Origin of the sequence: Alkalicoccobacillus plakortidis (assembly GCF_023703085.1) — a bacterium.
GTDB lineage: Bacteria > Bacillota > Bacilli > Bacillales > Bacillaceae_D > Alkalicoccobacillus > Alkalicoccobacillus plakortidis.
Genome location: NZ_JAMQJY010000001.1, coordinates 580,515 through 602,652, shown reverse-complemented (window position 1 = coordinate 602,652; position 22,138 = coordinate 580,515). Strand labels below are relative to the sequence as shown.

Annotated in this window: 25 protein-coding genes and 2 pseudogenes; 22 read left to right on the top strand and 5 right to left on the bottom strand. The window is 38.4% G+C overall.

Annotated elements, in window-relative coordinates:
* The first annotated feature begins 64 nt into the window (after positions 1–64).
* The 6 genes and pseudogenes from NDM98_RS03330 to NDM98_RS03305 all read left to right on the top strand — a co-directional run bounded on the left by NDM98_RS03330 (position 65) and on the right by NDM98_RS03305 (position 5,266).
* Entirely contained in the window at positions 65–205 is a 141-nt protein-coding gene (locus NDM98_RS03330) for an acid-soluble spore protein N (protein WP_143850241.1), read from the top strand.
* A 149-nt stretch (positions 206–354) separates the two neighbouring features.
* On the top strand, positions 355–2,658 hold the full coding sequence (locus tag NDM98_RS03325; RefSeq protein WP_251604617.1) for an AAA family ATPase: 2,304 nt from the start codon (positions 355–357) through the stop codon (positions 2,656–2,658).
* An 86-nt stretch (positions 2,659–2,744) separates the two neighbouring features.
* Entirely contained in the window at positions 2,745–3,173 is a 429-nt protein-coding gene (locus tag NDM98_RS03320; RefSeq protein ID WP_308807674.1) for an acyl-CoA thioesterase, read from the top strand.
* A 2-nt stretch (positions 3,174–3,175) separates the two neighbouring features.
* Positions 3,176–3,480, top strand: a pseudogene (locus NDM98_RS03315) (hypothetical protein).
* A 62-nt stretch (positions 3,481–3,542) separates the two neighbouring features.
* Positions 3,543–4,373 carry an NAD(+) synthase gene (gene nadE, locus NDM98_RS03310; RefSeq protein ID WP_251604615.1) on the top strand — a complete coding sequence of 277 codons (831 nt, stop codon included), beginning with the start codon at positions 3,543–3,545 and terminating at the stop codon, positions 4,371–4,373.
* Between the two features lie 26 nt (positions 4,374–4,399).
* On the top strand, positions 4,400–5,266 hold the full coding sequence (locus NDM98_RS03305) for a PHP domain-containing protein (RefSeq protein WP_251604607.1): 867 nt from the start codon (positions 4,400–4,402) through the stop codon (positions 5,264–5,266).
* A gap of 24 nt (positions 5,267–5,290) precedes the next feature.
* On the opposite strand, the gene NDM98_RS03300 is transcribed toward NDM98_RS03305, so the two are convergent.
* Entirely contained in the window at positions 5,291–5,959 is a 669-nt protein-coding gene (locus NDM98_RS03300; protein ID WP_251604605.1) for a reverse transcriptase-like protein, read from the bottom strand.
* A gap of 123 nt (positions 5,960–6,082) precedes the next feature.
* Here NDM98_RS03300 and metA point away from each other — a divergent pair.
* From metA to NDM98_RS03275, 5 genes and pseudogenes are all read left to right on the top strand, one after another.
* A pseudogene (gene metA, locus NDM98_RS03295) lies at positions 6,083–6,995 on the top strand (homoserine O-acetyltransferase MetA).
* Between the two features lie 103 nt (positions 6,996–7,098).
* Positions 7,099–7,929: an alpha/beta fold hydrolase gene (locus NDM98_RS03290; protein ID WP_251604603.1), complete on the top strand. Its 831-nt coding sequence runs from the start codon at positions 7,099–7,101 to the stop codon at positions 7,927–7,929.
* A gap of 59 nt (positions 7,930–7,988) precedes the next feature.
* The gene (locus NDM98_RS03285; protein WP_251604601.1) at positions 7,989–9,041 is read left to right on the top strand and encodes an EAL-associated domain-containing protein; all 1,053 of its coding nucleotides are present in this window, start codon (positions 7,989–7,991) and stop codon (positions 9,039–9,041) included.
* Positions 9,042–9,054: 13 nt separating this feature from the next.
* Positions 9,055–9,210, top strand: coding sequence for an EAL-associated domain-containing protein (locus NDM98_RS03280; RefSeq protein ID WP_251604599.1), 156 nt, complete (start codon positions 9,055–9,057; stop codon positions 9,208–9,210).
* Between the two features lie 32 nt (positions 9,211–9,242).
* Positions 9,243–9,545: an iron-sulfur cluster biosynthesis family protein gene (locus tag NDM98_RS03275; RefSeq protein WP_251604598.1), complete on the top strand. Its 303-nt coding sequence runs from the start codon at positions 9,243–9,245 to the stop codon at positions 9,543–9,545.
* Between the two features lie 3 nt (positions 9,546–9,548).
* Here the strand turns inward: NDM98_RS03275 and NDM98_RS03270 are convergent, their stop codons facing one another.
* Entirely contained in the window at positions 9,549–9,848 is a 300-nt protein-coding gene (locus NDM98_RS03270; RefSeq protein WP_251604596.1) for a YppG family protein, read from the bottom strand.
* 13 nt (positions 9,849–9,861) lie between these two features.
* On the bottom strand, positions 9,862–10,257 hold the full coding sequence (locus tag NDM98_RS03265) for an Hsp20 family protein (protein ID WP_251604594.1): 396 nt from the start codon (positions 10,255–10,257) through the stop codon (positions 9,862–9,864).
* A 66-nt stretch (positions 10,258–10,323) separates the two neighbouring features.
* Here NDM98_RS03265 and NDM98_RS03260 point away from each other — a divergent pair, with 66 nt between their 5' ends.
* The 3 genes from NDM98_RS03260 (at position 10,324) to NDM98_RS03250 (ending at position 13,475) form a co-directional block, all read left to right on the top strand.
* Positions 10,324–11,268, top strand: a complete 945-nt coding sequence (locus NDM98_RS03260; RefSeq protein WP_251604586.1) for a dipeptidase — start codon at positions 10,324–10,326, stop codon at positions 11,266–11,268.
* Between the two features lie 197 nt (positions 11,269–11,465).
* Positions 11,466–12,212 carry a SurA N-terminal domain-containing protein gene (locus NDM98_RS03255; RefSeq protein WP_251604584.1) on the top strand — a complete coding sequence of 249 codons (747 nt, stop codon included), beginning with the start codon at positions 11,466–11,468 and terminating at the stop codon, positions 12,210–12,212.
* A 363-nt stretch (positions 12,213–12,575) separates the two neighbouring features.
* Positions 12,576–13,475 (top strand): chemotaxis protein CheV, encoded by a 900-nt coding sequence (locus NDM98_RS03250; protein ID WP_307728626.1) that lies wholly within the window; start codon positions 12,576–12,578, stop codon positions 13,473–13,475.
* Positions 13,476–13,526: 51 nt separating this feature from the next.
* Here the strand turns inward: NDM98_RS03250 and NDM98_RS23405 are convergent, their stop codons facing one another.
* Positions 13,527–13,661, bottom strand: coding sequence for a hypothetical protein (locus tag NDM98_RS23405; RefSeq protein WP_285803877.1), 135 nt, complete (start codon positions 13,659–13,661; stop codon positions 13,527–13,529).
* Between the two features lie 161 nt (positions 13,662–13,822).
* On the opposite strand from NDM98_RS23405, the gene NDM98_RS03245 reads away from it, so the two are divergent.
* From NDM98_RS03245 to qoxD, 8 genes are all read left to right on the top strand, one after another.
* A complete protein-coding gene (locus NDM98_RS03245; protein WP_251604582.1) occupies positions 13,823–14,122 on the top strand; it encodes a HesB/YadR/YfhF family protein in 300 nt (99 codons plus the stop codon).
* Between the two features lie 26 nt (positions 14,123–14,148).
* Complete coding sequence (uvsE, locus tag NDM98_RS03240; protein WP_251604581.1) at positions 14,149–15,024, top strand: UV DNA damage repair endonuclease UvsE; 876 nt, start codon at positions 14,149–14,151, stop codon at positions 15,022–15,024.
* A 20-nt stretch (positions 15,025–15,044) separates the two neighbouring features.
* Positions 15,045–15,563, top strand: coding sequence for a peptide-methionine (S)-S-oxide reductase MsrA (gene msrA, locus NDM98_RS03235; RefSeq protein ID WP_251604579.1), 519 nt, complete (start codon positions 15,045–15,047; stop codon positions 15,561–15,563).
* A gap of 107 nt (positions 15,564–15,670) precedes the next feature.
* Positions 15,671–16,843 carry an alpha/beta hydrolase gene (locus tag NDM98_RS03230; RefSeq protein WP_251604577.1) on the top strand — a complete coding sequence of 391 codons (1,173 nt, stop codon included), beginning with the start codon at positions 15,671–15,673 and terminating at the stop codon, positions 16,841–16,843.
* A gap of 328 nt (positions 16,844–17,171) precedes the next feature.
* On the top strand, positions 17,172–18,077 hold the full coding sequence (gene qoxA, locus NDM98_RS03225) for a cytochrome aa3 quinol oxidase subunit II (RefSeq protein ID WP_251604576.1): 906 nt from the start codon (positions 17,172–17,174) through the stop codon (positions 18,075–18,077).
* A gap of 107 nt (positions 18,078–18,184) precedes the next feature.
* Entirely contained in the window at positions 18,185–20,131 is a 1,947-nt protein-coding gene (gene qoxB, locus NDM98_RS03220; RefSeq protein ID WP_251604569.1) for a cytochrome aa3 quinol oxidase subunit I, read from the top strand.
* Positions 20,132–20,749: a cytochrome aa3 quinol oxidase subunit III gene (gene qoxC, locus NDM98_RS03215; protein WP_251604559.1), complete on the top strand. Its 618-nt coding sequence runs from the start codon at positions 20,132–20,134 to the stop codon at positions 20,747–20,749.
* Between the two features lies 1 nt (position 20,750).
* Positions 20,751–21,062: a cytochrome aa3 quinol oxidase subunit IV gene (gene qoxD / locus NDM98_RS03210; RefSeq protein WP_251604557.1), complete on the top strand. Its 312-nt coding sequence runs from the start codon at positions 20,751–20,753 to the stop codon at positions 21,060–21,062.
* Between the two features lie 661 nt (positions 21,063–21,723).
* On the opposite strand, the gene NDM98_RS03205 is transcribed toward qoxD, so the two are convergent.
* Positions 21,724–22,002, bottom strand: coding sequence for a spore morphogenesis/germination protein YwcE (locus NDM98_RS03205; RefSeq protein ID WP_251604555.1), 279 nt, complete (start codon positions 22,000–22,002; stop codon positions 21,724–21,726).
* Positions 22,003–22,138 lie beyond the last annotated feature (136 nt).

Here is a 22,138-nt window from a genome sequence, read left to right as displayed (position 1 = left end):
ATGTTCATGGATAGGAACAACTTGTATGGCAAATCCTACTCATATATCTTAATGGAGGTGTCATATGAGCAAACCTAATCAAAGAGGACAGCAGTTCCGTCCAGATCATTTGGGAACACAACCGCGAGAATCTGATTCAAACAAAGGTAAAAAAATGAATACCAAATCTAATCAGCAGCCTGATTATGTCCCGCCAAAAGGCTAACTGTTTCGTAAATTTTCATCCATCCTGAGTAAGATTAGGGTGGATGATTTGCGTTTATGTCTTATGCGCATCACCGTTATTCTTTTGATGAAAAACAAAGTCTGCTATAGTTTACATACATAGAGGTTGAGTGTTTAGGAGAGGATACCATGTTGCAATCAATTGAATCGTTACAGGAATTAAAAGACTGGATTGAACAAGTAAAAGCAGGAAATGCAAAGATAGATGAAACGAGATTATGGCGTCACTTATCTATGTGGGATGAGGAACTTAAAGAAAGAGAGCAGACATTATATGCTGATGGGTTGACCCTTCTTGCACTTGCTCGATTTAGACGGATAAACCGAGTTGATTCATTAATCTCAGGCTGGGTTGAAGAAGCAAAAACGTTTGATGAAACAAATAAAATGGCTCAGTTTCTACAAGCAGAACTGATCATTGATCAATTTGTACAAGCTTCCATACCGCTTGAATTTCCGTCAATTAGAGAAACGGATCATGGCAGCGCAAAAAGAAAAACCGCTAAGATGTATTTCCAATTAGCCGAGCAATTTTTCCGTACAGAGGATAAACTGAAAACTCAAATTGACACAATGCAAGAATTGAAGCAGGAGAATGACACTCACTATCAACACATCGATACATTGTGGAACACTTTTACTCAATTCCATGAACCATTTTTACGTATAACAAAGGCAACGGAAGCGTATGCCCACTCACTTGACGGTGTTTATTACTCTGCTTCTCAGTTTAAAGAACTTAAACAAGCAGTAGAGGATATTAAAAAGATTCAGGTGCAGTGGCAGGAACAATTGCACCAAATTACAGACACAGAGCAACAGGAGACGGCTTTAAGTCAACTTTCACAAATGATTGGTCTACCTGAAATCAAAAATCGAGTGAGTAAGCTCTATCAATTTTTGTCCTATCAGAAACAAAGAGAGAATCTGGGCTACAAAATGAAAGAAGGAATAAATCTCAATATGATTTTGACAGGTAATCCGGGTACGGGAAAAACAACGATTGCACGGTTACTTGCTAAAATTTATTACGAGCTTGGTTTGCTTAAACGTGAGGCAGTTCTTGAGGTTGATCGTTCTCAACTTGTAGCAGGCTACGTTGGGCAAACGGAGGAACTGACACTTCAAGCAATAGAACGAGCATCTGGAGGGGTGCTATTTATTGATGAGGCTTATAGTTTAAAACGTGCGGATGCAGCAGGTAACGATTATGGCCAAACTGTGATTGACACCATTGTATCTGCGATGACTAGTGGGCAATATGCGGGAACATTTGCGGTAATACTCGCAGGTTACCCAGAAGAAATGAGAACATTTTTGCGCTCGAATCCAGGGTTGAGAAGCAGGTTCCCAGACCAAAATCATCTGCATCTCCCAGACTATACGTCTACTGAGCTGATTGAAATTGGAGAACGTATGGCGATTGACAATGATTTTGTTTTAAGTGATGAAGCGATTATTGCTCTGCGTGAACAAATTGAAAAAGCGCAAGTTGATCAATCTTTTGGTAATGCTCGATCGGTGCAGAATTTAGTATTGCAAGCGATTTTTGAAAAAGGTGCAGCTGAATCAGAACAACAAACTAAAACTGATTTTGTTAGACTAGAGGCAAATCATTTTAGATCGAATAATGAAACACCACGTGAACCTGCCAGAACAAAACTAGATCAATTAATTGGTATCAGGCATGTGAAAAACGAATTGATAAAATTAACAGCATATGCTGATGTACAGCGTTTAAGAAGAGAACAAGGGCTAACCACTATGCCACTTCAGCTTCATACAACATTTAGTGGATCTCCTGGTACAGGAAAAACCACGGTTGCCTCCATCTATTCACAGGCACTTAAAGAAATTGGGCTATTAAAAAGAGGTCATTTAGTTCGAGTAGGTCGAGCAGACCTAGTGTCAGGTTATACAGGTCAAACCGCCCTTAAAACAAAAGAAGTCATTAAAGATGCGCTTGGTGGAGTCTTGTTTATTGATGAAGCCTATTCGCTTATTCAAGGCACTGGTTCAGATTATGGGCAGGAAGCGATCACCGCTTTAGTTGAGGCGATGACCATCCATGATGAAAATCTAGTCATTGTTTTAGCTGGCTATAAGCAGGAGATGGACTTATTGCTTTCAGCTAACCCGGGATTGCGTTCCAGGTTCCGTAAACAACTCATATTTGATGATTATTCTCAAGAACAGCTTGTGAGCATGATAAAAAACCTTGCTCATCAAAATGGATATGAATTGTTACAGGAAGCCTTAGACGAATTACATCAAGTGATACCAAAAGAGGGACACAAAGCAAATGGCCGATATGTGAGCGCCTTGTTTGAACAAATTGTTCAACAACAAGCATTAAGAATCTCAACACAAAACAAACTCGATGCAGATACGTTACAAATAATCTCACGAGAAGATGTAAAACAAGCGTTATAAGGGCATTTTATTGTGTGCGTTTTCCATTATGTTATAATTAACCAAAGAGAGAACAGAGTAAGAAGCTGTTTAAAGGAGACTTTTTTGTGGAATTTCAAAGTAAACGTTCGATCCAATTACTCTATGCTGATACAGACATGATGGGAGTCGTCTATCATGCTAATTATCTTAAGTACTTTGAGCTTGGACGAACTGGATTGATTGAAGACATTGGTTACAGTTATGTTGAGATGGAGAATCAAGGATATTATGCGCCAGTCTATGACGTGCAAGCAACCTATAAAAAACCAGTCCGTTATGGTGATGAAGCAACTGTTACAACCTGGATCGCCAAAAATGATGGCTTAAGAACTGTGTACGGTTATCAAGTGACAAACCAAAACGGTGACATTTGTGTTGAAGGATCAACAACTCATATTATTGTGAGTAAAGAAACCTTTAAACCGGCAGCTTTTAAAAAGGTGTTTCCAGAGTGGTATGCAAAATATGAAGCAATTAAGGTGAAAGAGGATTAAACATGGCATTTGGTATTAAGCGTAGCCAGCTGAATCAGTGGAAACAATTAGCTGAAGCTTGGAGACATTGCTTTTTTAACTCATTATTGGTTGGATGATCGATTTCCAGATTGTACAACTGTTACAAAGGTGGCTTGTTGTGACCTGGATAAATTGATCACCTGGGGAGAACAATATGGATTGAAAAAAGAATGGATTCACCAAGCGCGATCAGTATCCACATTTTGACCTATTTGGTCACTGGCAAAAAGAGATATTAAGTAGAGAAGGTCAGCTGGATCAATTAACTCAATTAGTAGAAAAATAGAAGCATACCTTCCCACACTTTTGGGAAAAGAAACAGATACACTATTTTAGGAGGGGTTTTAAATGAACGAAACACAACTATCTATTATGGAAGCATTACATACGCAGCCTGCGGTTGATTCAAAGGAAGAAATTCAAAAAAGAAAGCAGTTTCTTAAGGATTATTTGATTCAGAGTGGTGCAAATGGATATGTTCTAGGGATCTCTGGAGGGCAGGACTCAACACTTGCTGGTAAATTAACGCAGCTTGCTATCAATGAATTAAATGAAGAGCAGCCTGGTACTAGCTTTGAATTCCACGCAGTGCGCCTTCCTCATGGCGAACAAAAGGACGAAGCAGATGCGCGTGATGCGGTTCAATTTATTCAGCCGACCAAAACACACACAGTGAATATTAAACCAGCAGTTGACGCTTCAGCACAAACGTTTAAAGATGCGGTAGGAGAACCGATATCTGACTTCTTAAAAGGAAATACAAAAGCCCGTGAAAGAATGAAAGTACAATACGATTTGGGTGCGCATTTTGGATGTCTTGTTATAGGTACTGATCATTCTGCTGAAGCTGTAACTGGATTCTACACAAAATTTGGAGACGGGGCATGTGATTTGACGCCTTTGTTCGGATTAACGAAACGTCAAGGTAAACAACTATTACAAGAGTTAGGTGCTCCAGAGCATTTATATACAAAAGCTCCTACAGCAGATCTTGAGGATGATCAGCCAGGTCTTCCCGATGAGCAAGCACTTGGAATGACCTATGATCAGATTGATGATTATCTCGAAGGCAAAAAAATCGATACAGTGGTTGCCGCGAGATTAGAAGAACGTTATCAAAAGACAGAACATAAGCGCCAACTTCCGGCAAACATCTTTGATAAGTGGTGGAAGAACTAAGCATTGTTTTAAAAGGGGAGATTTGCATGGAGCTAAGAGAGAGAGCTGACAGTGATTTTCATATGCACTCCACAGCTTCAGATGGGGGCTATAAACCTGCTCAACTTATAGAGAAATGTCACGCCGTTGGTTTAAAACAAATTTCATTAACAGACCACGATACGGTTGAAGGTGTGCAAGAGGCTGTAAAGGCAGGGAAACATTTTGGTATAACTGTTTTACCAGGTATTGAATTTTCATGTGTCTTTGAAAAGAAAAGTGTTCATATGCTTGGACTAGGAGTAGATATCAACCACAATGAATTTCAACACATGCTGAAGAAGCAACGAGAAATGCGTGAGCGTCGGATGAATGTGATGATATCAAAACTAGCTAATGTCGGCGTTCATGTGACAGAAGCGGAAGTTCTTGCCCAAGCAGATGGAGGAAGTATCGGTAGGCCTCATGTTGCGAAGGTGTTATTAAACCACGGGGTTGTAAATACAGTGGCTGAAGCATTTGATCGATTTTTGGCTGAGGGCAAACCTTGTTATGTTGAGAAGGAACGAGAGATGAGCGTTCGGGAAGCGATCGATTGGACTCACCAAGTAGGTGGACTATCACTTGTTGCACACCCTGCTTATTATGGTCTTGATCATGAATTAGTAAATTGGATCAAAGAGTGGGGTATGGATGGTATAGAAGTGTATCATCGTGACCATAATGAAGAGGACCAAAATCGCTATGAATCAATTTGTAAGCAGGCCGAACAGGTTACGGCAAAACAGATTTTTCGTTCTGGAGGCTCCGATTTTCACCATGAAACCTATGGACGAAAGCAAGAGCCGTTAGGTGTGACAAGGCTAAAAGATCAGTACGCGAATCAAATTTTACGTAAGTTGAATAGAGAATAATAAAAACCAAGTGATGGGGATTCGTCACTTGGTTTTTGCTTGTTCTTTTTTACCTGATATGAGGATATTTTGCAAAGCTTGTGAAGCTAATTGATCTGCTTCCTTGTTCTCGTGTCGTGGGAGCAGTTTATAATCTGCTTTTATACCAAGCCGTGTAGTATTCGATTCAATCCTATCAAGCCACCTAGTGAGGGTTTGCTCATAACTTGGCCATTCTCCATTTATTTGATGATACAACGTTTTGGAGTCGGTATGGATAGTGATCGGCTCGTGGTGTATGCCTAGCTCTTCACAAATGGTTAATAAATAGGCTAATGCAGCAAATTCGGCTTCGTTATTATTTTCGATACTCTCAATCCGTTCATTTACACGATAACGCCAACGTTGGCCATTCTGCTTATAATAAAGGGCAATGCCGAGTCCAGCATCCCTAGTCACTTTATTATATCCTCCATCAATGTAGGCAATGAGATCATGAGGTTCTGTTTCCATTTCTTTCAGGAATGCTAGCAGCTCTTTTTTGGTCCAGCTATCATCATCTCCATCAAAAAATTGGTAGGACACAACTCTGCCTGTACGAGTTAAATCTTCTTCTAATAGCAGTGCTTCTTTAACAGGCATCACATCAGATATCATCTTATACGTATTATTCTTTTTAGGAAGCTTATACACCCATTCGATTCGTATGTTCATATATGATGGCTCCTTTTTCTGAATTATTGCAGATTGTTTAGTTTCATGATAAGTTTATCAACATAAATAGCCAAATGTAGTGTGCTAATCAATCGTTATTTTTCGTCATGGAGGGAGAGTTTTATGCCAATCAAAATACCGGACCATCTTCCAGGCTAGAGAGATACTAAACGCTGAGAATATTTTTATCATGGATGAAAGTAGAGCATATAGTCAGGATATTCGTCCTTTATCCATAGTGATCTTAAATTTGATGCCAGTTAAAGAGACTACAGAAACTCAGATTTTACGCTTACTTAGTAATTCACCCCTGCAGCTTGATGTATCCTTTTTATATCCATCTACACATGTCTCAAAAAACACAACACACGATCATCTTACCCTATTTTACAAAACAATGGATGATATTAAAAAGCGTAAGTTTGATGGGATGATCATAACAGGAGCACCTGTTGAGCAGCTAGAATTTGAAGATGTAGATTATTGGGATGAACTGAAATGGATTATGGACTGGAGTAAAGATAATGTTACATCTACCTTACATATTTGTTGGGGAGCACAGGTTGGACTTTATCATCATTATGGAATTCAGAAATATCCAATAAATGAGAAATTATTTGGTGTTTTTGAACACGAAGTGAATCCAGAACCAATTAAATTGCTCCGTGGTTTTGACGACATCTTTTTAGCCCCGCATTCTAGACATACAGAGACGAGAATTTCGGATATTGAAAAGGAAAGTAAGCTTGATATCTTAAGTACATCAAAGGACGCGGGACTTTATTTAGCAGCATCGAAGGATGGTAAGCATATTTTTGTAACGGGTCATTCAGAATATGATGTCACAACTCTTGATGAAGAATACAAACGAGATGTTAGTAAGGGTGTCGACATCCAACCGCCGATCAATTACTTTCCAGATAATGATCAAAGCGTTCCACCTGCCCTACGTTGGCGCGCCCATTCTAATCTACTTTTTACAAATTGGTTGAACTATTATGTATATCAAGAAACACCTTATGATTTATCAAAATAGATCTAAAGACATGCTTGGAACCCTGGCATGTCTTTTTTTATGAGTAAAAAGAGTAAACCATCTTAGAGAGGAGAACCTATACATAAAAAGGGAGGAGAATTGGTTGAAGAGAACACACACACATACCACTTTATATATGCGGGGAACTCATGTCTATATTGAGCGATGGTCGCACACAGTAGACCAACCTAAGGGAACCTTGTTATTTATTCACGGGTTCCTGTCTTCAAGCTTTAGTTTCCGCAAACTCCTACCATTAATGCCAACAAATTATGAATTAATTTGTATTGATTTACCGGGGTTTGGTCGTAGTGGCAAACAAAAATCATTTTGTTATGAGTGTAAGAATTATGCTCAACTAGTAGCTGAGGTCATCACTTTGTACAATTTAAAAAACGTCACAATTATTGGCCATTCTATGGGTGGTCAGGTTGCGTTAAATACAGCAAGATATTCTTCAGAGTTAGTTGATTCTCTTGTACTTCTTTCAGCCTCCGCTTATTTTCATCGAGTAAAAAAAATATATTCATACGCTTCATATATCCCCTTCTTCCCTACATTACTGTATACATGGGGAAGTAGAAAAAACTGTGAAACCTATATTGAACAGCTAATGTACAAAAAGCATTCCGTATCAGATGAAATGGTTCAGCAATATGGCAGACCATTAAAAGAAAAAGCCTTTTATGAATCCATTATGTATCTAATGAGACAAAGGGAGGGTGATATGAGTTCTGAAGATATGCAAAAGATTACTCAAAAATGCCTTATTATTTGGGGAGATCAAGATCCACTCATTCCTGTCTCAACGGGTTATAAGTTAAAACAAGATTTACAAAATGCTGCTTTAGTGGTATTAAGTCACACCGGCCATCTCATTCCCGAGGAACAGCCGAAAAAAGCTGCGAAGATAATCAGACGTTTCCTTACCTAATAGGTGCCACACGTATGCTATACTAAAATGGTTATGCTTGCATGTGAGGAGGGATGAACGTGGACCCGTTGGACGTCATGATGGAAAAAGATCATGTTATTCCATATTTTTTGCCGATTTTTAGTGCAGAAAAACAGATTGTTGTTGGATATGAAGTTGTTGCAAGACTAGTTACTCCAGATGGGGTGAAGAGGCTGGGTTGGTTTTTCACAGATAAAAGCATTCCTTCTGAATATCGGAATGAATTAGATGATCATTTACAAAAGCTTGCACTTGATCATTATTCTGCATCAAATTTTAAAGGAACCATGTACTTTAATTATGATGCCAGGCAGCTAGTAAAAGACGCGGGGGAGAGTTTTTTAAATCGTATTCAACCCTACATTGATAATCAATCCATAACGTATAATCAAATCATTCTTGGTTTAAATGAAAAGGATGTTCATACTTATTATAAAGAAATCAAACATGTCTTAACGTATTTACAAAGTCTTGGTATTCGCATTGGCATTGATAACTTTGGACAGAGTAGTAGTCAAATGGACCAAATTGCTATGGTGCATCCAAATGTTATTCGTGTGAATGTTTCGTTTTTAAATCAGGATTCATTGCCACAATTATATAATGATGTTCATCAATCACTTGCTATGCTCTCAAGGAAAATTGGAGCAACTTTACTGTTTGATGGCATCACAACCTTTAATCAGCTTAATTACGCGTGGCGGAATGGAGCACGTTATTATCAAGGACCTTATTTAATGGCGTCTTCTAGTGAATTAATCGAAGAGGATGCATGTAAAGAACGTATGCAAAAAGATTTTCAGCATTTTATTACGTATGAACGTAGGAAAATGCAGGCGCAGCACGAACTTTCTAATGAATTAGGTTCAGCTTTACGCACCACTTTGAAACAAGTGAAAACATCAGACACATTAGACGAAATGATCTTAAGTGTAGCCATGGATTTAAGCCAATATATGTTCCGAATATATATATGTAATGAAGAAGGCTTCCAACAAACATCCAACGTGGAGAAGGATGAAGAGGGAAAGTGGCTTTTGAAAAAAGAAGGATTAAATAAAAACTGGAGCTTGGAGACCTTATTTTCTTGAAAATATTGTTCGAATGAACGTTGAGAAAAAAGGAATCTTATCAGACCTCTATACGGATATTGAACGTGATGAACAGATTCGAACATTCGCCTATCCTATTTCAGATTCGTTGTATCTGTTTATAGATATTCCTTACGAATACTTGTATGAACAAGATGATTTAATCTAACACCTGAGAGATTTTAAGAATGGAGTGGTCATATGAACATTACTGTAACGGATGCAGCTAAAGAGTATTTTAATCAAATAGATCCAGTTGAAGCCATTCGAATCGTAGCACGTGATACGTTTGAGTGTAGTACTATGATTGAATTTTATTTAAAGCGTGACAGCTATAACCCAGAAGAAGATAAACAAGAACAAATAGCAGGTCAAACGTTTGTTTACAACAAAAAAGCGAGCGATGAGATAGGCTCGCAGATTAAAATTGATTATAAATCTACACAAGGTCTTAAGATGATGAATCAAAATCAAACCCTTGCATATGGACTCACTTTAAAATAAGGTTTACCTGATAAAAAATGAACCAACTTTACGCACATATGGCGATACTTGCTGGACCGTTTTAATGACTTGATCAACCGTTTGTGCAGTTCTGGATACATCAAATTTTCCATCTTCTGAGGTAAATGCTTTTTTGATAAACCCAGTTCGTGAGACGGAAGGTGAACTAGGTTGGGGGCGACCAGCTCCACCACGCATTCTTCGAGGTGGAACTGGCCCGTGCCCCTGGTGATAATAAGGCTGCCTGCCTTGGTTTGGCCAGTTGTGGTGTGGGTTACGGCGGTCATGATTTTGATGAAGCATCGTCGTTTCCTCCTTAATCTATGTTAATATTTTGTCGATGCCGAGTTATGGTAATGCTTAATAATCCATTTTGATAGCTCGCTTTAATATCCTTATCACTATATACAAAAGGAATGGAAACCAAGCGTTCTTTTTCGACTAATTGTTCAGAAGATTCGTTCGATAAAACTCGGATGGCAAGTGCGTGAGGCAGTGCCTCTAACCGTATAAGCTGCTTATCTACACCTGGTAGTTCAGCATGGATTGTATATGCATCGGTTGAATCAGATGTCCGAATTGAAATGGATTGAGCGAATAAAGGTGGAGATTGGAATCGTCTATATGTTTGGTGAAAAAAATCATCAATGGAACGCATCACATCTTGATAGCCAAGCGAGTTTTTAGAATCACTGGATTTATGGTCACTCATTCAAATTCCCCCATTACTCATTCTTATCTATTTCTATGTAAACTCTCAATGAAAGGTGCTGGTAGAATGGTACAAAACGCCCCCAAAAAATACGTAATTGATACACATTGTGATGTGTTATTAAAATTATGGATGAACCCACAACAGTCTTTTTTGGATAGTCATCACTTAGATGTCACCCTCAACCGCTTGATTGCAGGAGGTGTAGGAGTCCAATGCTTCGCTATATTTATTGAACCTTTTATTAAACAAGAATTAAAATTTCAAGCAGCACTCGAACAAATTCGCTTATTTCATCAAAAAGTAATCCGACCATTTCCACAGATGAAACACATCAGAAGTTGGGAAGAACTTAACAGTTTAAAAGACGGTGAGATTGGAGCCATCTTAACTTTAGAAGGAATGGATGCAGTAGGGGCTGATGAAGAAAAACATCAGATCTTAATTGAGCAAGGTGTTTTGTCTGTTGGATTAACGTGGAATGATGCAAATTTGTGTGCTGATGGTGTCGAAGAGTCAAGAGGAGCCGGTATCACCGACTTTGGTAGAGCGGTGATAGAAAGACATAACCAGCACAAGTTGTTAACAGATGTTTCTCACCTAAGTATCAAAAGTTTTTGGGATACGTTTGAGGCTGCTGACTATGTGATTGCCAGTCACTCCAATTCGGCAACAATATGCGGTCATCAGCGGAATTTAAATGATGAGCAGGCCCAAGCATTATTTAAACAAAACCGGTACATGGGTATGGTGTTTTTGCCTAAATTTTTGACCGATAAAGAAGAGGCGGGTCTTACAGACGTTATCCGCCACATTGAGTATCTTTGTTCGATTGGTGGAGAGAAATCGATTGGATTCGGCTCGGATTTTGATGGTATTTCTAGCTATGTACATGAGCTAAATCATCCAGGCTGCTACCCTGCGCTAATTGATGCATTATCAAGGTATTATTCTGATGAACAAATTAGAGGCTTTTGTTCAGAGAATTTTCTAAGGTCTCTGCCAAAATAACGTTGTAGGTGATTTCACAATATTTTTGTTAATTGAGGTATAAACCTTTTAACGACGAGATTTTACGGGCTATTTTGCGATTTGTTTTTTGAGATCATTACACATTGTTGCTAACGCGTGACTGTATGGATTTTTACAGCTGTCCAAGCTATGTTACACTGCCCCTAGACTTGCGAAAAAGAAAGGGGTCAACATACATGTACAATAAATTTGTTTTAGGAATTTCAGCTTTTGCCTTGGCAGTTGGGCTAGCAGCTTGCTCAGGAGATTCAGATGAGAATGCCGATTCCACAAACGAACAGCCAGATCAAGCTGATGAGCAAACGGAGGAAGCATCCGTTGCACAGACAAACTTTGACGACATTCCAGATGTGATTGCAACAATAAATGGTGTCGATTTGTCTAAGGACGAGTTTGTCTCACAATATAATACGGCAAAACAAAATCAAATGATGATGGGTGGAGCCGCTGATCCTGAATCAACAGAAGTAGATGAAGCAATTAAAGATCAAACTGTTGACCTATTAGTGAACTCAGAGTTGCTTGTCCAGGCTTCTAACGAAGAAGATATAGAGATCTCAGATGAAGAAGCCAATGAACAACTTGACCAATTAAAAGCAGTAAATCAAATTGAATCAGATGAAGATTTAGAAGCAATTTTAAGTCAGCAAGATACAACTGTTGATGAATTTAGAGAAGAAATAAAAGAAAGTATGAAACCGCAAAAGTACATTGAACAGAAAGCACAAATTGAAGAACCAACAGATGAAGAAATTGAAGCAAAATATGATGAATTTGCCTCTGCAACAGAGGAAGATGTACCAGAACTTGAAGAAGTACGAGATGACATTGTTGCTCAGATCAAAAGTGAACAAACAAATGAAGCAGCAGAAGGTATCATTAACGAGTTAAAAGAACAAGGTGAAGTTGAGATCTTTGTTTAATAGGACATAAAAGCTCAGACAGAGATGTTCGAGTATGACCAAAGCCGGACCCATTATGTTGTGTCATTTACATAATGGTCCGGTTTTTTGTTTTATCTAAAATAAGAGCGGAGGTTCACTACTTCTGAGTTGAACCAAATTCTATGACCATCCAGAGTCTAGATGCATGTAGTTACTTACGAATTTGAGACATTTTGATATTCATTCTTTCAGACTTCATCCTTTTTGATTTGTTTATAAACTTCTCTCCAAGCTTTTTTTGTATATAGACTTAACTGTTGGTCTATAATGGCCGAAAATATTAATGAGGATAGTCTTTAGAGGATTGACTATGCCAGCAGTCTAAAAAACGGGGGAAATGAAATGACCCAAATGTCACAATCAAATATATTATTAGAGAGCGGTACAAACGAATTAGAGTTAGTTATGTTTGAGGTAGGAAAAGGAACGTATGGCATTAACGTATTAAAAGTCCGTGAGATTGTTCAACCAGTTGAAGTGACAACTACTCCAAATAGACATCCCTATGTTGAAGGAGTTATTCGAATCCGTGATGAAATCATCCCATTAATTGATCTATCCGTTGTTCTTCAAGTGAATGAAGAAACGGATCAAACAAACCATAAGTTTGTAGTGGCCGAATTAAATAAGTTAAAGGTTGCTTTCCGTGTCCATAATGTTTCGAGGATTCATCGTGTCTCGTGGAGTCAAGTTGAAAAGCCAAATGAGCTCTCTCAAGGTGAATTCAGTCATGTAACTGGCATCGTGAAGATGGAAGCGTATGTTGCTTTTATGCTTGATTATGAAAAAATTGTCGTTGAAGTACACCCTGATGCTGGAATCAAACGGTCAACACTTCATTCACTTGAACCACGTAATCGTGAAGGAAAACATATTGTGATTGCTGAGGATTCAGGTATTCTAAGGCAGTTATTAAAAGATACGTTAACAGAGGCAGGTTATAATCAGCTTACATTATATGAAAATGGTCAAGAAGCTTGGGATGCACTAAGTAACGTAGATTCAGTCGCTACCGTAGATTTAGTCATTACTGATATAGAGATGCCACGTATGGATGGTCATCGTTTAACAAAGCTTGTGAAGGAACACCCATCATACGAACAGACACCGATTGTCATCTTTTCATCTATTATTTCAGATGATTTATTCCACAAAGGTCAAGCTGTCGGAGCAGATGGCCAAATAAGCAAACCGGAGATCGTGCAATTAATCGAATTAGTTGATTCACTTCTTCTAAAATAAACCGGTCAAGAAAGGCACCACAAACACGTTAAAAATGTTTGTGGTGCTTTTTTAATGATCTTGTCGTTTTTTTATTACTGGTTTTCTCTTTTTTAGACTTTCAAGGAACGTTTCTTTTTGGCCCTCGGTTAGTCCACCTAATGAATGAAGAATAGCGGCATAGCCAATTGATTTGATATAATTCATGGATGCTCCCCCTAGACTGTAAAGTAGTTAATCTAGAATATGCACCAAACAAAAAAAGTTTCCTCAAGTAAACTTATTTGGAGTATAGCTTGTTCGGATTCATGGTTTTTTAAACAAATAATTGATATGATAGAAAATGAATTGATGGAGGAGTGAGTAGAATGAATATTGAAGTGACAAAACCAGCGGTAAAATGGTTTAAGGAAGAATTTAATGAAAGTGAACATAAACATATTCGATTTTTTGCACGTTATGGTGGCTGTGGTTCTTTTCAAAGTGGTTTCTCTTTGGGAATCAGTCAAGAAGAACCTGAAAATCCATTGGCAAAAATAGAGGTTGATAATTTTATCTTTTTTGTTGAAGAGAAGGATGCTTGGTATTTTGGACAACATGACTTAAAGGTAAAGTATAGTCGTACACATGATGAAATTGAATTTGAGTCCCAAGAAGTTACTCGTTAAATCCCATGAGAAGGAAGGATTATTAGATGCGCCTTGGTTATCCCTGTCAAAACCTTACGTTACCAACTGTGTTTAAAACCTGTCGTTTAAAAACGATGCAGGAAAATGGAATGGGTGTTATTAAGGAGCTTACTTTACACAATATTAATCAGTTAAAGAGGGTCCTTGAATGGAATGTAGAGAATGACATTTTTTTCTTCAGAATTTCAAGTGATATGATTCCTTTCGCTACACATGCGGAAATGACTTGGAACTGGCAAGAGGATAAAGAGGTGTTAAAAGAACTTCATGAGATCCGCGATCTGCAGTCGAAGTGGAACATGAGACTCTCCATGCATCCAGGACAGTACACAGTATTAAACTCGCCAAGAGAGCATGTTGTAGGTAATGCGATTAAAGATCTTCACTATCATTATGATTTTATGAAGGCAGTTGGTGGAACAGATATTATTCTGCATACAGGTGGAGCTTACGGGGATAAGGAGAAGGCCAAAGCAGCATTTATTCAAGTATTCGAGAAACTGCCTGTTCCTATCCAAGGCATGATTCGTTTAGAAAATGATGATAAGGTGTTTCATACTCAGGATGTGCTCGAGATTTTCGAGAAATGTGGAGTCACGGTTTGTTTTGATATTCACCATGAAATGTGTTTTAAGCGAACGGAAGAGGAATTAACAGAGCTTTTTTATCGAGTGAATAAAACGTGGAAAAACTCAGGACAGATTCCGAAAGTACATATAAGTTCTGGTAAACGTTCTGAAAGTGATCCTGCTCATGCGGATTATATTCGTTTGGAGGATTTCAAGCGACTACAATCTGTGATTCAAGAGATTGATGTTGACTGTATGCTTGAAGCAAAATCAAAAGAGCTAGCTTTACAATCATTAAGAGAGCAGCTTTAGAAAAAAGGGAGAAACTTAAAATGGAAAAAGCGATCTTTGCTGGAGGGTGTTTCTGGTGTATGGTGCAACCATTTGATGAAATGCCTGGCATTCATTCAATTATTTCTGGTTATACAGGAGGACATCTCGAGAATCCTCAGTATGAACAAGTGAAAACTGGGGAGACAGGTCACTATGAAGCGGTTGAAATAGAATATGATCCACAGTTATTTTCTTATGAACGTTTGTTAGATTTATTCTGGGTACAAATTGATCCAACAGATGCCGGTGGTCAATTTCAAGATCGTGGGGACCAATATCGCACAGCGATTTTTTATCATACAGCAGAGCAAAAACAACTTGCTGATTTATCCAAACAAAAGCTCGAGAGCAGTGGACGCTTTAAAAACCCAATCGTAACAGAGATATTGCCAGCTGCTCGATTTTACCCTGCTGAAGAAGAACACCAAGACTTTTATAAGAAACAAAGAAAAGCATATAAAGAAGATCGGCAGCAATCTGGTCGTGACGAATTTATTGATGAAAACTGGAAGAATTAAGGTGAATGTGTGACAATCAGTAAAAATGTCACAAGTGGATCTTATTCTTTTCGTTTTATTCTGATATACTAAATAGCATGATTACGATTTGATGGAGGAGATTTTTATTGAAGGCTTTTTTTCGTAAAGGGCTTGTCATTTTTGCCTCATTTTCTTTAGGATTAATCATGCTAATACTCACAGTTACCATTACCGTACAGGCTTGGACACATACAGAATCCGGGAAAGTGCCGGTGAAAACGGCTGTCATTCTTCATGCGGTAGCAAATAATTTGTTACCAACTGATCTTAAGGCACCATCTTTTTTAGCAGCAAAAGGCCCTTCGCGGTTTGAACGGTCTCTAATTGATATACCAACATCAGATGATAGTTCTGTAAAAGCAAGATTGTATCTTCCAAAAGAAGAAGGGCCACATCCTATGATTCTTTATTTTCATGGTGGTGCTTTTATGGAAGGGTACGGGAATATTGATACACATGATAATATTGTTCGATCGCTTGCAGCAAAGACAAATAGTATTGTTCTAGCAGTTAATTATCGTTTAGCACCTGACTTCCCGTTTCCTACAGCTATTCACGATGGCTATGATGCACTGAACTGGGTGTATGACCATGCAGATGAGCTTGGTGGGGATGTGAACAATATCGCGTTAGTTGGAGATAGTTCAGGTGGAAATATTGCGACGGCAGTGACCATGATGTCAAGAGATCAAAATGGTCCAGAAGTGAAAGCTGAAGCACTATTGTATCCACTCACTACATTCCTTGATCAAGAATTTTATTCTCGTGATCATTATTCAAGTGGCTATTATCTTTTGTCTCGTCATGTGATGGAACTTGCTAGACTGAATTATACACCCGATGAAGAGATGTGGATATCGCCTTATAGTTCTCCATTAGAAGCTGATCTAAAGAATATGCCTCAAACATTTATTATTACGGCGGAGTTTGATCCATTAAGAGATGAAGGTGAGGCTTACGCGCAAAGGCTAGCAGATGCTGGTGTGCCTGTTAAAGCTACACGTTACAATGGTGTGATGCATGGTTTTGTCTCCTTTTTTGAAGTCATGCAGAGTGGAAAACATGGTTTAAACGAAACGGCAAGTTTTCTTAATAACACATTTAATGATGATGGAATATCCGAACAATATGAACTCACTTATTATGATCACGGAGATATAAAATCTTCACTTCAAGATGAATTAGAGGCGTATACGATTGGTAGTTATTTAGTCAGCAAACAGGCTCTGTCTATGTTCCCATTTAATTTTGGGAGGTAAGACAGAGCTTTTTAATTTTGTAAGATAAAAAATTGTACTTTTGTCCGGATATATGGCACAATCAATAAGTCTTTTGTACATAAACAAGCATAATCTTTTACATAAAAATGGTGAATTTCGGTATGTGTTTTACATGTTGGAATCAACTTCCAATTATGTGGCAAAGTCAGTAAATCACGCCACATAATTTGTGATATTTTTGTGAGAGTTTATGTGATTGCTACCCGCACCTATCCTGATTTATGGTAGGATAAAAGCAATGAAAGGTATGTTCAAGGGTTCACAAAAAAGTTTATGCAATTACGTCTTAGGAAGAAGGGTGATACCTTTGCTGAAAAATGGAAAGTCTCTTAAGTGGTTGGCGTTCCTTGCGTTAAGCCTATTTTTGAGCGGATGTGGAAATATGACGGTATTGGATCCAAAAGGTCCGGTTGCGGAATCGCAAGCTTGGCTAATTTTGTTCTCTATTGGATTCATGCTATTAATTGTTTTAGTAGTCTTCATTCTGCTAACAGTTATTCTTGTGAAATATAGGGAACGAGATGACCATAAAGGATATCAACCTGATATTGAAGGAAGTCACAAGTTAGAAATTATATGGACGATCATACCTGTCATTATCGTTATTATTCTTTCTGTACCTACTATTATGACAATCTTTGAGTTAGAGGAAGCACCTGCTGCAACCTCGCACAAAGAACCAGTTGTCGTACACGCAACAAGCGTTAACTGGAAGTGGATTTTTAGCTATCCAGAAGAGGGAATTGAGACGGTTAATTATTTGAATATCCCAACTGATCGACCGATCCTCTTTAAGTTAACGTCTGCCGATTCAATGGCAGCATTATGGATTCCTCAGCTTGGTGGCCAAAAATACAATATGGCCGGAATGGAAACTCAGCTTTACCTTCAAGCCGATGAGGTTGGCACATACGCAGGGCGTAATGCTAACTACACAGGTGAAGGATTTGCTGATCAAAGGTTTGATGTTGTGGCGTTAGAGCAAGGTGATTTTGATACTTGGGTGGAAGAAACACAAAATGATGCCCCTGAGTTAACTCAAGATGAATACGACAAACTGATGGTTCCTGGTTCTGCTTCAGAGATGACATTTAGTTCAACACATTTGGATTGGGTTGATCATTCAACAGACGCAGAATATGCCATTAATGCGTGGGACCGTATGGGTTATGTACCATTAAATCCACATTCCCGTGCCTGGAAAAGCATATGAGATGCCTGAGCTGACACAATCAGAATCTGGAGAGATAGAAGGGTTTGAAAGTCAAACTGCTACAGAATAGCAAGTGAGGCACTTTCAAATGAAAGGGGACGCTACTTTTGAAATGGGATGAATTTATAATAACTGGAGATCCGCTAATTTTAGGCGCCCAAATCTCCATCCTTATTTCTGGAATTGGAGCAGTATTTGTGCTCACATATTTCAAGAAATGGAAATGGCTTTGGGATGAATGGATTACAAGTGTTGACCATAAGAAATTAGGGATTATGTATATTCTAATCGCGATTTTAATGTTTTTCCGCGGTGGAATAGATGCCTTAATGATGCGCACACAGTTAGCTGCACCAAATATGACATTTTTAGATTCGTTGCACTATAATGAAATTTTTACAACACACGGTACGATCATGATTATTTTCATGGCGATGCCGTTTCTAATTGGGTTAATGAACGTTGTTGTTCCATTGCAAATTGGAGCACGTGACGTTGCATTTCCGTTTTTGAATAACTTGAGCTTTTGGACATTTGTCATTGGGATGGGGCTTTTTAACATCTCATTTATCATCGGTGGATCACCATCAGCAGGTTGGACTAGTTATATGCCACTTGCGTCAAATGAGCTAAACCCAGGTCCAGGTCAAAACTATTACCTTCTTGGTTTACAGATCTCAGGTATTGGTACACTAGCAACTGGTGTTAACATGATGGTTACGATCTTTAAGATGCGTGCTAAAGGCATGAAATTGTTTATGATGCCAATGTTTACTTGGACAACTTTGATCACCTCAATGATTATTGTTCTTGCGTTCCCAGTATTAACAATTGCACTTGCTGAAATGACATTTGACCGTTTGTTTGGTACACATTTCTTTAACTTAACAAACGGTGGTATGCCAATGCTTTGGGCAAACTTATTTTGGATTTGGGGTCACCCTGAGGTATATATCGTGGCATTACCTGCATTCGGTATTTTCTCTGAGATTATCTCGACCTTCTCGAAAAAACGTTTGTTTGGATATAATGCAATGGTTTACTCCATTATTGCGATTTCCGTACTAAGTTTCTTGGTATGGGTGCATCACTTCTTTACAATGGGGTCTGGCGCTGTTGTTAATTCGTTTTTCTCCATCACAACGATGGCGATTTCGATTCCAACAGGGGTTAAGATCTTTAACTGGCTATTAACCATGCACAAAGGTCGAATTAGTTTTACAACACCTATGCTTTGGTCGATTGCTTTTATTCCGAACTTTGTTATTGGTGGGGTAACAGGTGTTATGCTTGCGATGGCAGCAGCTGATTACCAGTACCATAATACGTATTTCTTAGTATCACACTTTCACTATGTTCTAATTGCAGCCACAGTATTTGCTTGTTTTGCCGGTCTTATTTACTGGTACCCAAAAATGTTTGGTCACAAGTTAAACGAGCGAATTGGAAAATGGTTCTTTTGGATTTTTGTTGCAGGATTCAACATTTGTTTCTTCCCGCAATATTTCCTAGGACTTGATGGTATGCCTCGTCGTATTAATGTATATGGCGTAGAAGATGGTTGGTTTGCACTAAACTTTATTTCAACAGTAGGTGCCTTTATTATGGGGCTTGCTTTTATCATTCTTGTTTACAACATCTATTACAGCTTCCGTTACTCTCCAAGAGAGACAACTGGAGACTCATGGGATGGACGTACACTTGAATGGGCAACATCGTCTGCGATTCCGCCGCATTATAACTTTGCGAAGGTACCAGAAGTTACTTCAATGGATGCCTATTGGAAAATGAAAGAAGAAGGCATTGATCCTAATAAAATTGAGAAATATGAAAAGATCCATATGCCGAGTAATACAGCATTACCATTTGTAATGGGTTGCTTTATGTTCTTAGTCGGATTTGGACTCGTATTCGAATGGTTCTGGATGGGTATTGTAGGCGGAATCGGAATTTTTGCTTGCATGGCTTTCCGTTCATTTGATTACAACGATGGTTATTATGTAAGTGTTGAAGAAATAGAAGAAACTGAAAAACGTGCAAGGGAGGCGAAGTAAATGGCACATGCTGAAGACGCAGAATACGCCAATGAACCGCTTGAATTTCAATCAGCAGAAGGACGGAATAATATTCTTGGCTTCTGGATTTTTATCGGAGCAGAGTTTGCCCTCTTTTCAACGCTGTTTGCAACATACTTTGTACTCGTAAATCGTACGGTTGGTGGTGTTTCAGCTGGGCATTTATTTGCACTAGATCTTGTGTTAATTATGACGTTCCTTCTATTAACAAGTAGTTTCACTTGTGGATTAGCCATTCATGCGATGCGTTCTGGTAAAGTGAAACAGATGATTAATTGGATGATTCTTACCTTGATTCTTGGGTTAGGATTTGTTGGATTTGAGATCTATGAGTTCTGGCATTACGCTCACGAAGGTGCCACATTATCAACAAGTGCATTCTGGTCTGCGTTCTTTGTTCTACTTGGAACACACGGATTGCACGTTTCCGTTGGTATTGGTTGGATTACGTTATTACTCATTCAGGTAAAACGTCGTGGTTTCACGCCACGAACAACGTCAAAAGTGTTTATTGCAAGTTTGTACTGGCACTTCCTTGATGTTATCTGGATCTTTATCTTCACAGGTGTTTACCTGATGGGTCTGGGGGGATTATAGGATGAGCGAAAATAAATCTCATGCACCTTGGTCACATATTATTGGTTTTCTTGGATCCATTCTATTAACACTGTTTGCTGTATGGATAGCACTTTATACAGATCTATCTTCACTCGTTAAAGTAATTGTTATTTTCTTGTTTGCCTTTGTTCAAGCAGGAGTTCAATTATTTATGTTCATGCATATGCGTGAAGGAAAAGACGGAGTTACACAGTCAGGCCATACAATCTTTGCGATTTTTATCGCTGTCATCATTGTTATTGGCTCATACTTTGTTTTAGAATTTGGAATTCATTTACCGCAGCACCAGTAAGAATAAGAGGTTGGGACATAAGTGTTTCAGCTAATATAAAAAACGGACCATTATGATGTTACTTTCACATAATGGTCCGTTTTTTTGTTTGTCAAAATTAATAACCGATGTCTATAGCTTCGGAACCTCCACTCCGCAACGCCAACATGGAGGCTGATGAGTCACCTTTTAGTTTAGCGAAATTTTTAAATAGTAATGTTTTTTTAAAAATTGTTCATCTTGAGATACATTCATTTCGTTATGCCCTAGGTTCATTACATGTAGATTCGTTCGTACTCTCTAATCTTGGAACTTTGAAGAGTACATAAATACATCTGAAGTTTTAACCATCTAGTATATAGAAATACCAGATTTAATAAATTTAACCAGGTATTATTTCCAATAATAATCTGTTAAATAATTTGGCGCTCTCTCAAAGCGCACGGGATGGGGGAGGCTGACTCCAGTGGGACTAAAAGGCAAGGTTCATCTAAAATGGCGTAGCCAATTTAGGTCAACGCCTCCCACGGAAAGCGTGCCACCCATATTCCGGGAGCGGCGAGACTGCAATTTATCCATTCTCTCATTTGTAACTTGAAACCAAAAAGAGGGACGACCCTGAATTTAGGATCGTCCGTCTCTATGTGTTATCCGTATACTTTCGTTCAGCCACTGTATTTGATCAAATCAAACGTTTAGGCTGACGCTCAAGTCGTTTTTGTTTGATATAAGGCATACCATATAAAACGATTGCCGCATAATGTGCAAGAACAACGTTAACTGAAAATGTAAAGATAAACCAAGCCTCTAACCACCACGAAGGACTAATTATATAAATCGCACCAAGAATCCACATCGCGAAAATTCCAGGAATACTTGCAACAGCCAATTTATGATACTCAAGCCATAAGAACAGAGGAGTGGCACTTGCTACAAACATATAGAAAAAGAAAATACCCATTTTTTTCTCATCTCCTTCAAAAAGTCTAATTGTATCATTGTATGAACATTCAGTGTCTAAGTTGTGTCTTTTTTGTGATATTTTTAGTATACCCCATTAAACTCATTTTGAAAACCCTTACATTTATATTTTTTAT

Coding starts and splice junctions, on each gene's coding strand:
- NDM98_RS03330 (WP_143850241.1), top strand. CDS start 65: ATGAGCAAACCTAATCAAAGAGGACAGCAGTTCCGTCCAGATCATTTG.
- NDM98_RS03325 (WP_251604617.1), top strand. CDS start 355: ATGTTGCAATCAATTGAATCGTTACAGGAATTAAAAGACTGGATTGAA.
- nadE (WP_251604615.1), top strand. CDS start 3,543: ATGAACGAAACACAACTATCTATTATGGAAGCATTACATACGCAGCCT.
- NDM98_RS03305 (WP_251604607.1), top strand. CDS start 4,400: ATGGAGCTAAGAGAGAGAGCTGACAGTGATTTTCATATGCACTCCACA.
- NDM98_RS03300 (WP_251604605.1), bottom strand. CDS start 5,959: ATGAACATACGAATCGAATGGGTGTATAAGCTTCCTAAAAAGAATAAT.
- NDM98_RS03280 (WP_251604599.1), top strand. CDS start 9,055: ATGAACGTTGAGAAAAAAGGAATCTTATCAGACCTCTATACGGATATT.
- NDM98_RS03275 (WP_251604598.1), top strand. CDS start 9,243: ATGAACATTACTGTAACGGATGCAGCTAAAGAGTATTTTAATCAAATA.
- NDM98_RS03270 (WP_251604596.1), bottom strand. CDS start 9,848: ATGCTTCATCAAAATCATGACCGCCGTAACCCACACCACAACTGGCCA.
- NDM98_RS03265 (WP_251604594.1), bottom strand. CDS start 10,257: ATGAGTGACCATAAATCCAGTGATTCTAAAAACTCGCTTGGCTATCAA.
- NDM98_RS03260 (WP_251604586.1), top strand. CDS start 10,324: ATGGTACAAAACGCCCCCAAAAAATACGTAATTGATACACATTGTGAT.
- NDM98_RS03255 (WP_251604584.1), top strand. CDS start 11,466: ATGTACAATAAATTTGTTTTAGGAATTTCAGCTTTTGCCTTGGCAGTT.
- NDM98_RS03250 (WP_307728626.1), top strand. CDS start 12,576: ATGACCCAAATGTCACAATCAAATATATTATTAGAGAGCGGTACAAAC.
- NDM98_RS23405 (WP_285803877.1), bottom strand. CDS start 13,661: ATGAATTATATCAAATCAATTGGCTATGCCGCTATTCTTCATTCATTA.
- NDM98_RS03245 (WP_251604582.1), top strand. CDS start 13,823: ATGAATATTGAAGTGACAAAACCAGCGGTAAAATGGTTTAAGGAAGAA.
- uvsE (WP_251604581.1), top strand. CDS start 14,149: ATGCGCCTTGGTTATCCCTGTCAAAACCTTACGTTACCAACTGTGTTT.
- msrA (WP_251604579.1), top strand. CDS start 15,045: ATGGAAAAAGCGATCTTTGCTGGAGGGTGTTTCTGGTGTATGGTGCAA.
- qoxC (WP_251604559.1), top strand. CDS start 20,132: ATGGCACATGCTGAAGACGCAGAATACGCCAATGAACCGCTTGAATTT.
- qoxD (WP_251604557.1), top strand. CDS start 20,751: ATGAGCGAAAATAAATCTCATGCACCTTGGTCACATATTATTGGTTTT.
- NDM98_RS03205 (WP_251604555.1), bottom strand. CDS start 22,002: ATGGGTATTTTCTTTTTCTATATGTTTGTAGCAAGTGCCACTCCTCTG.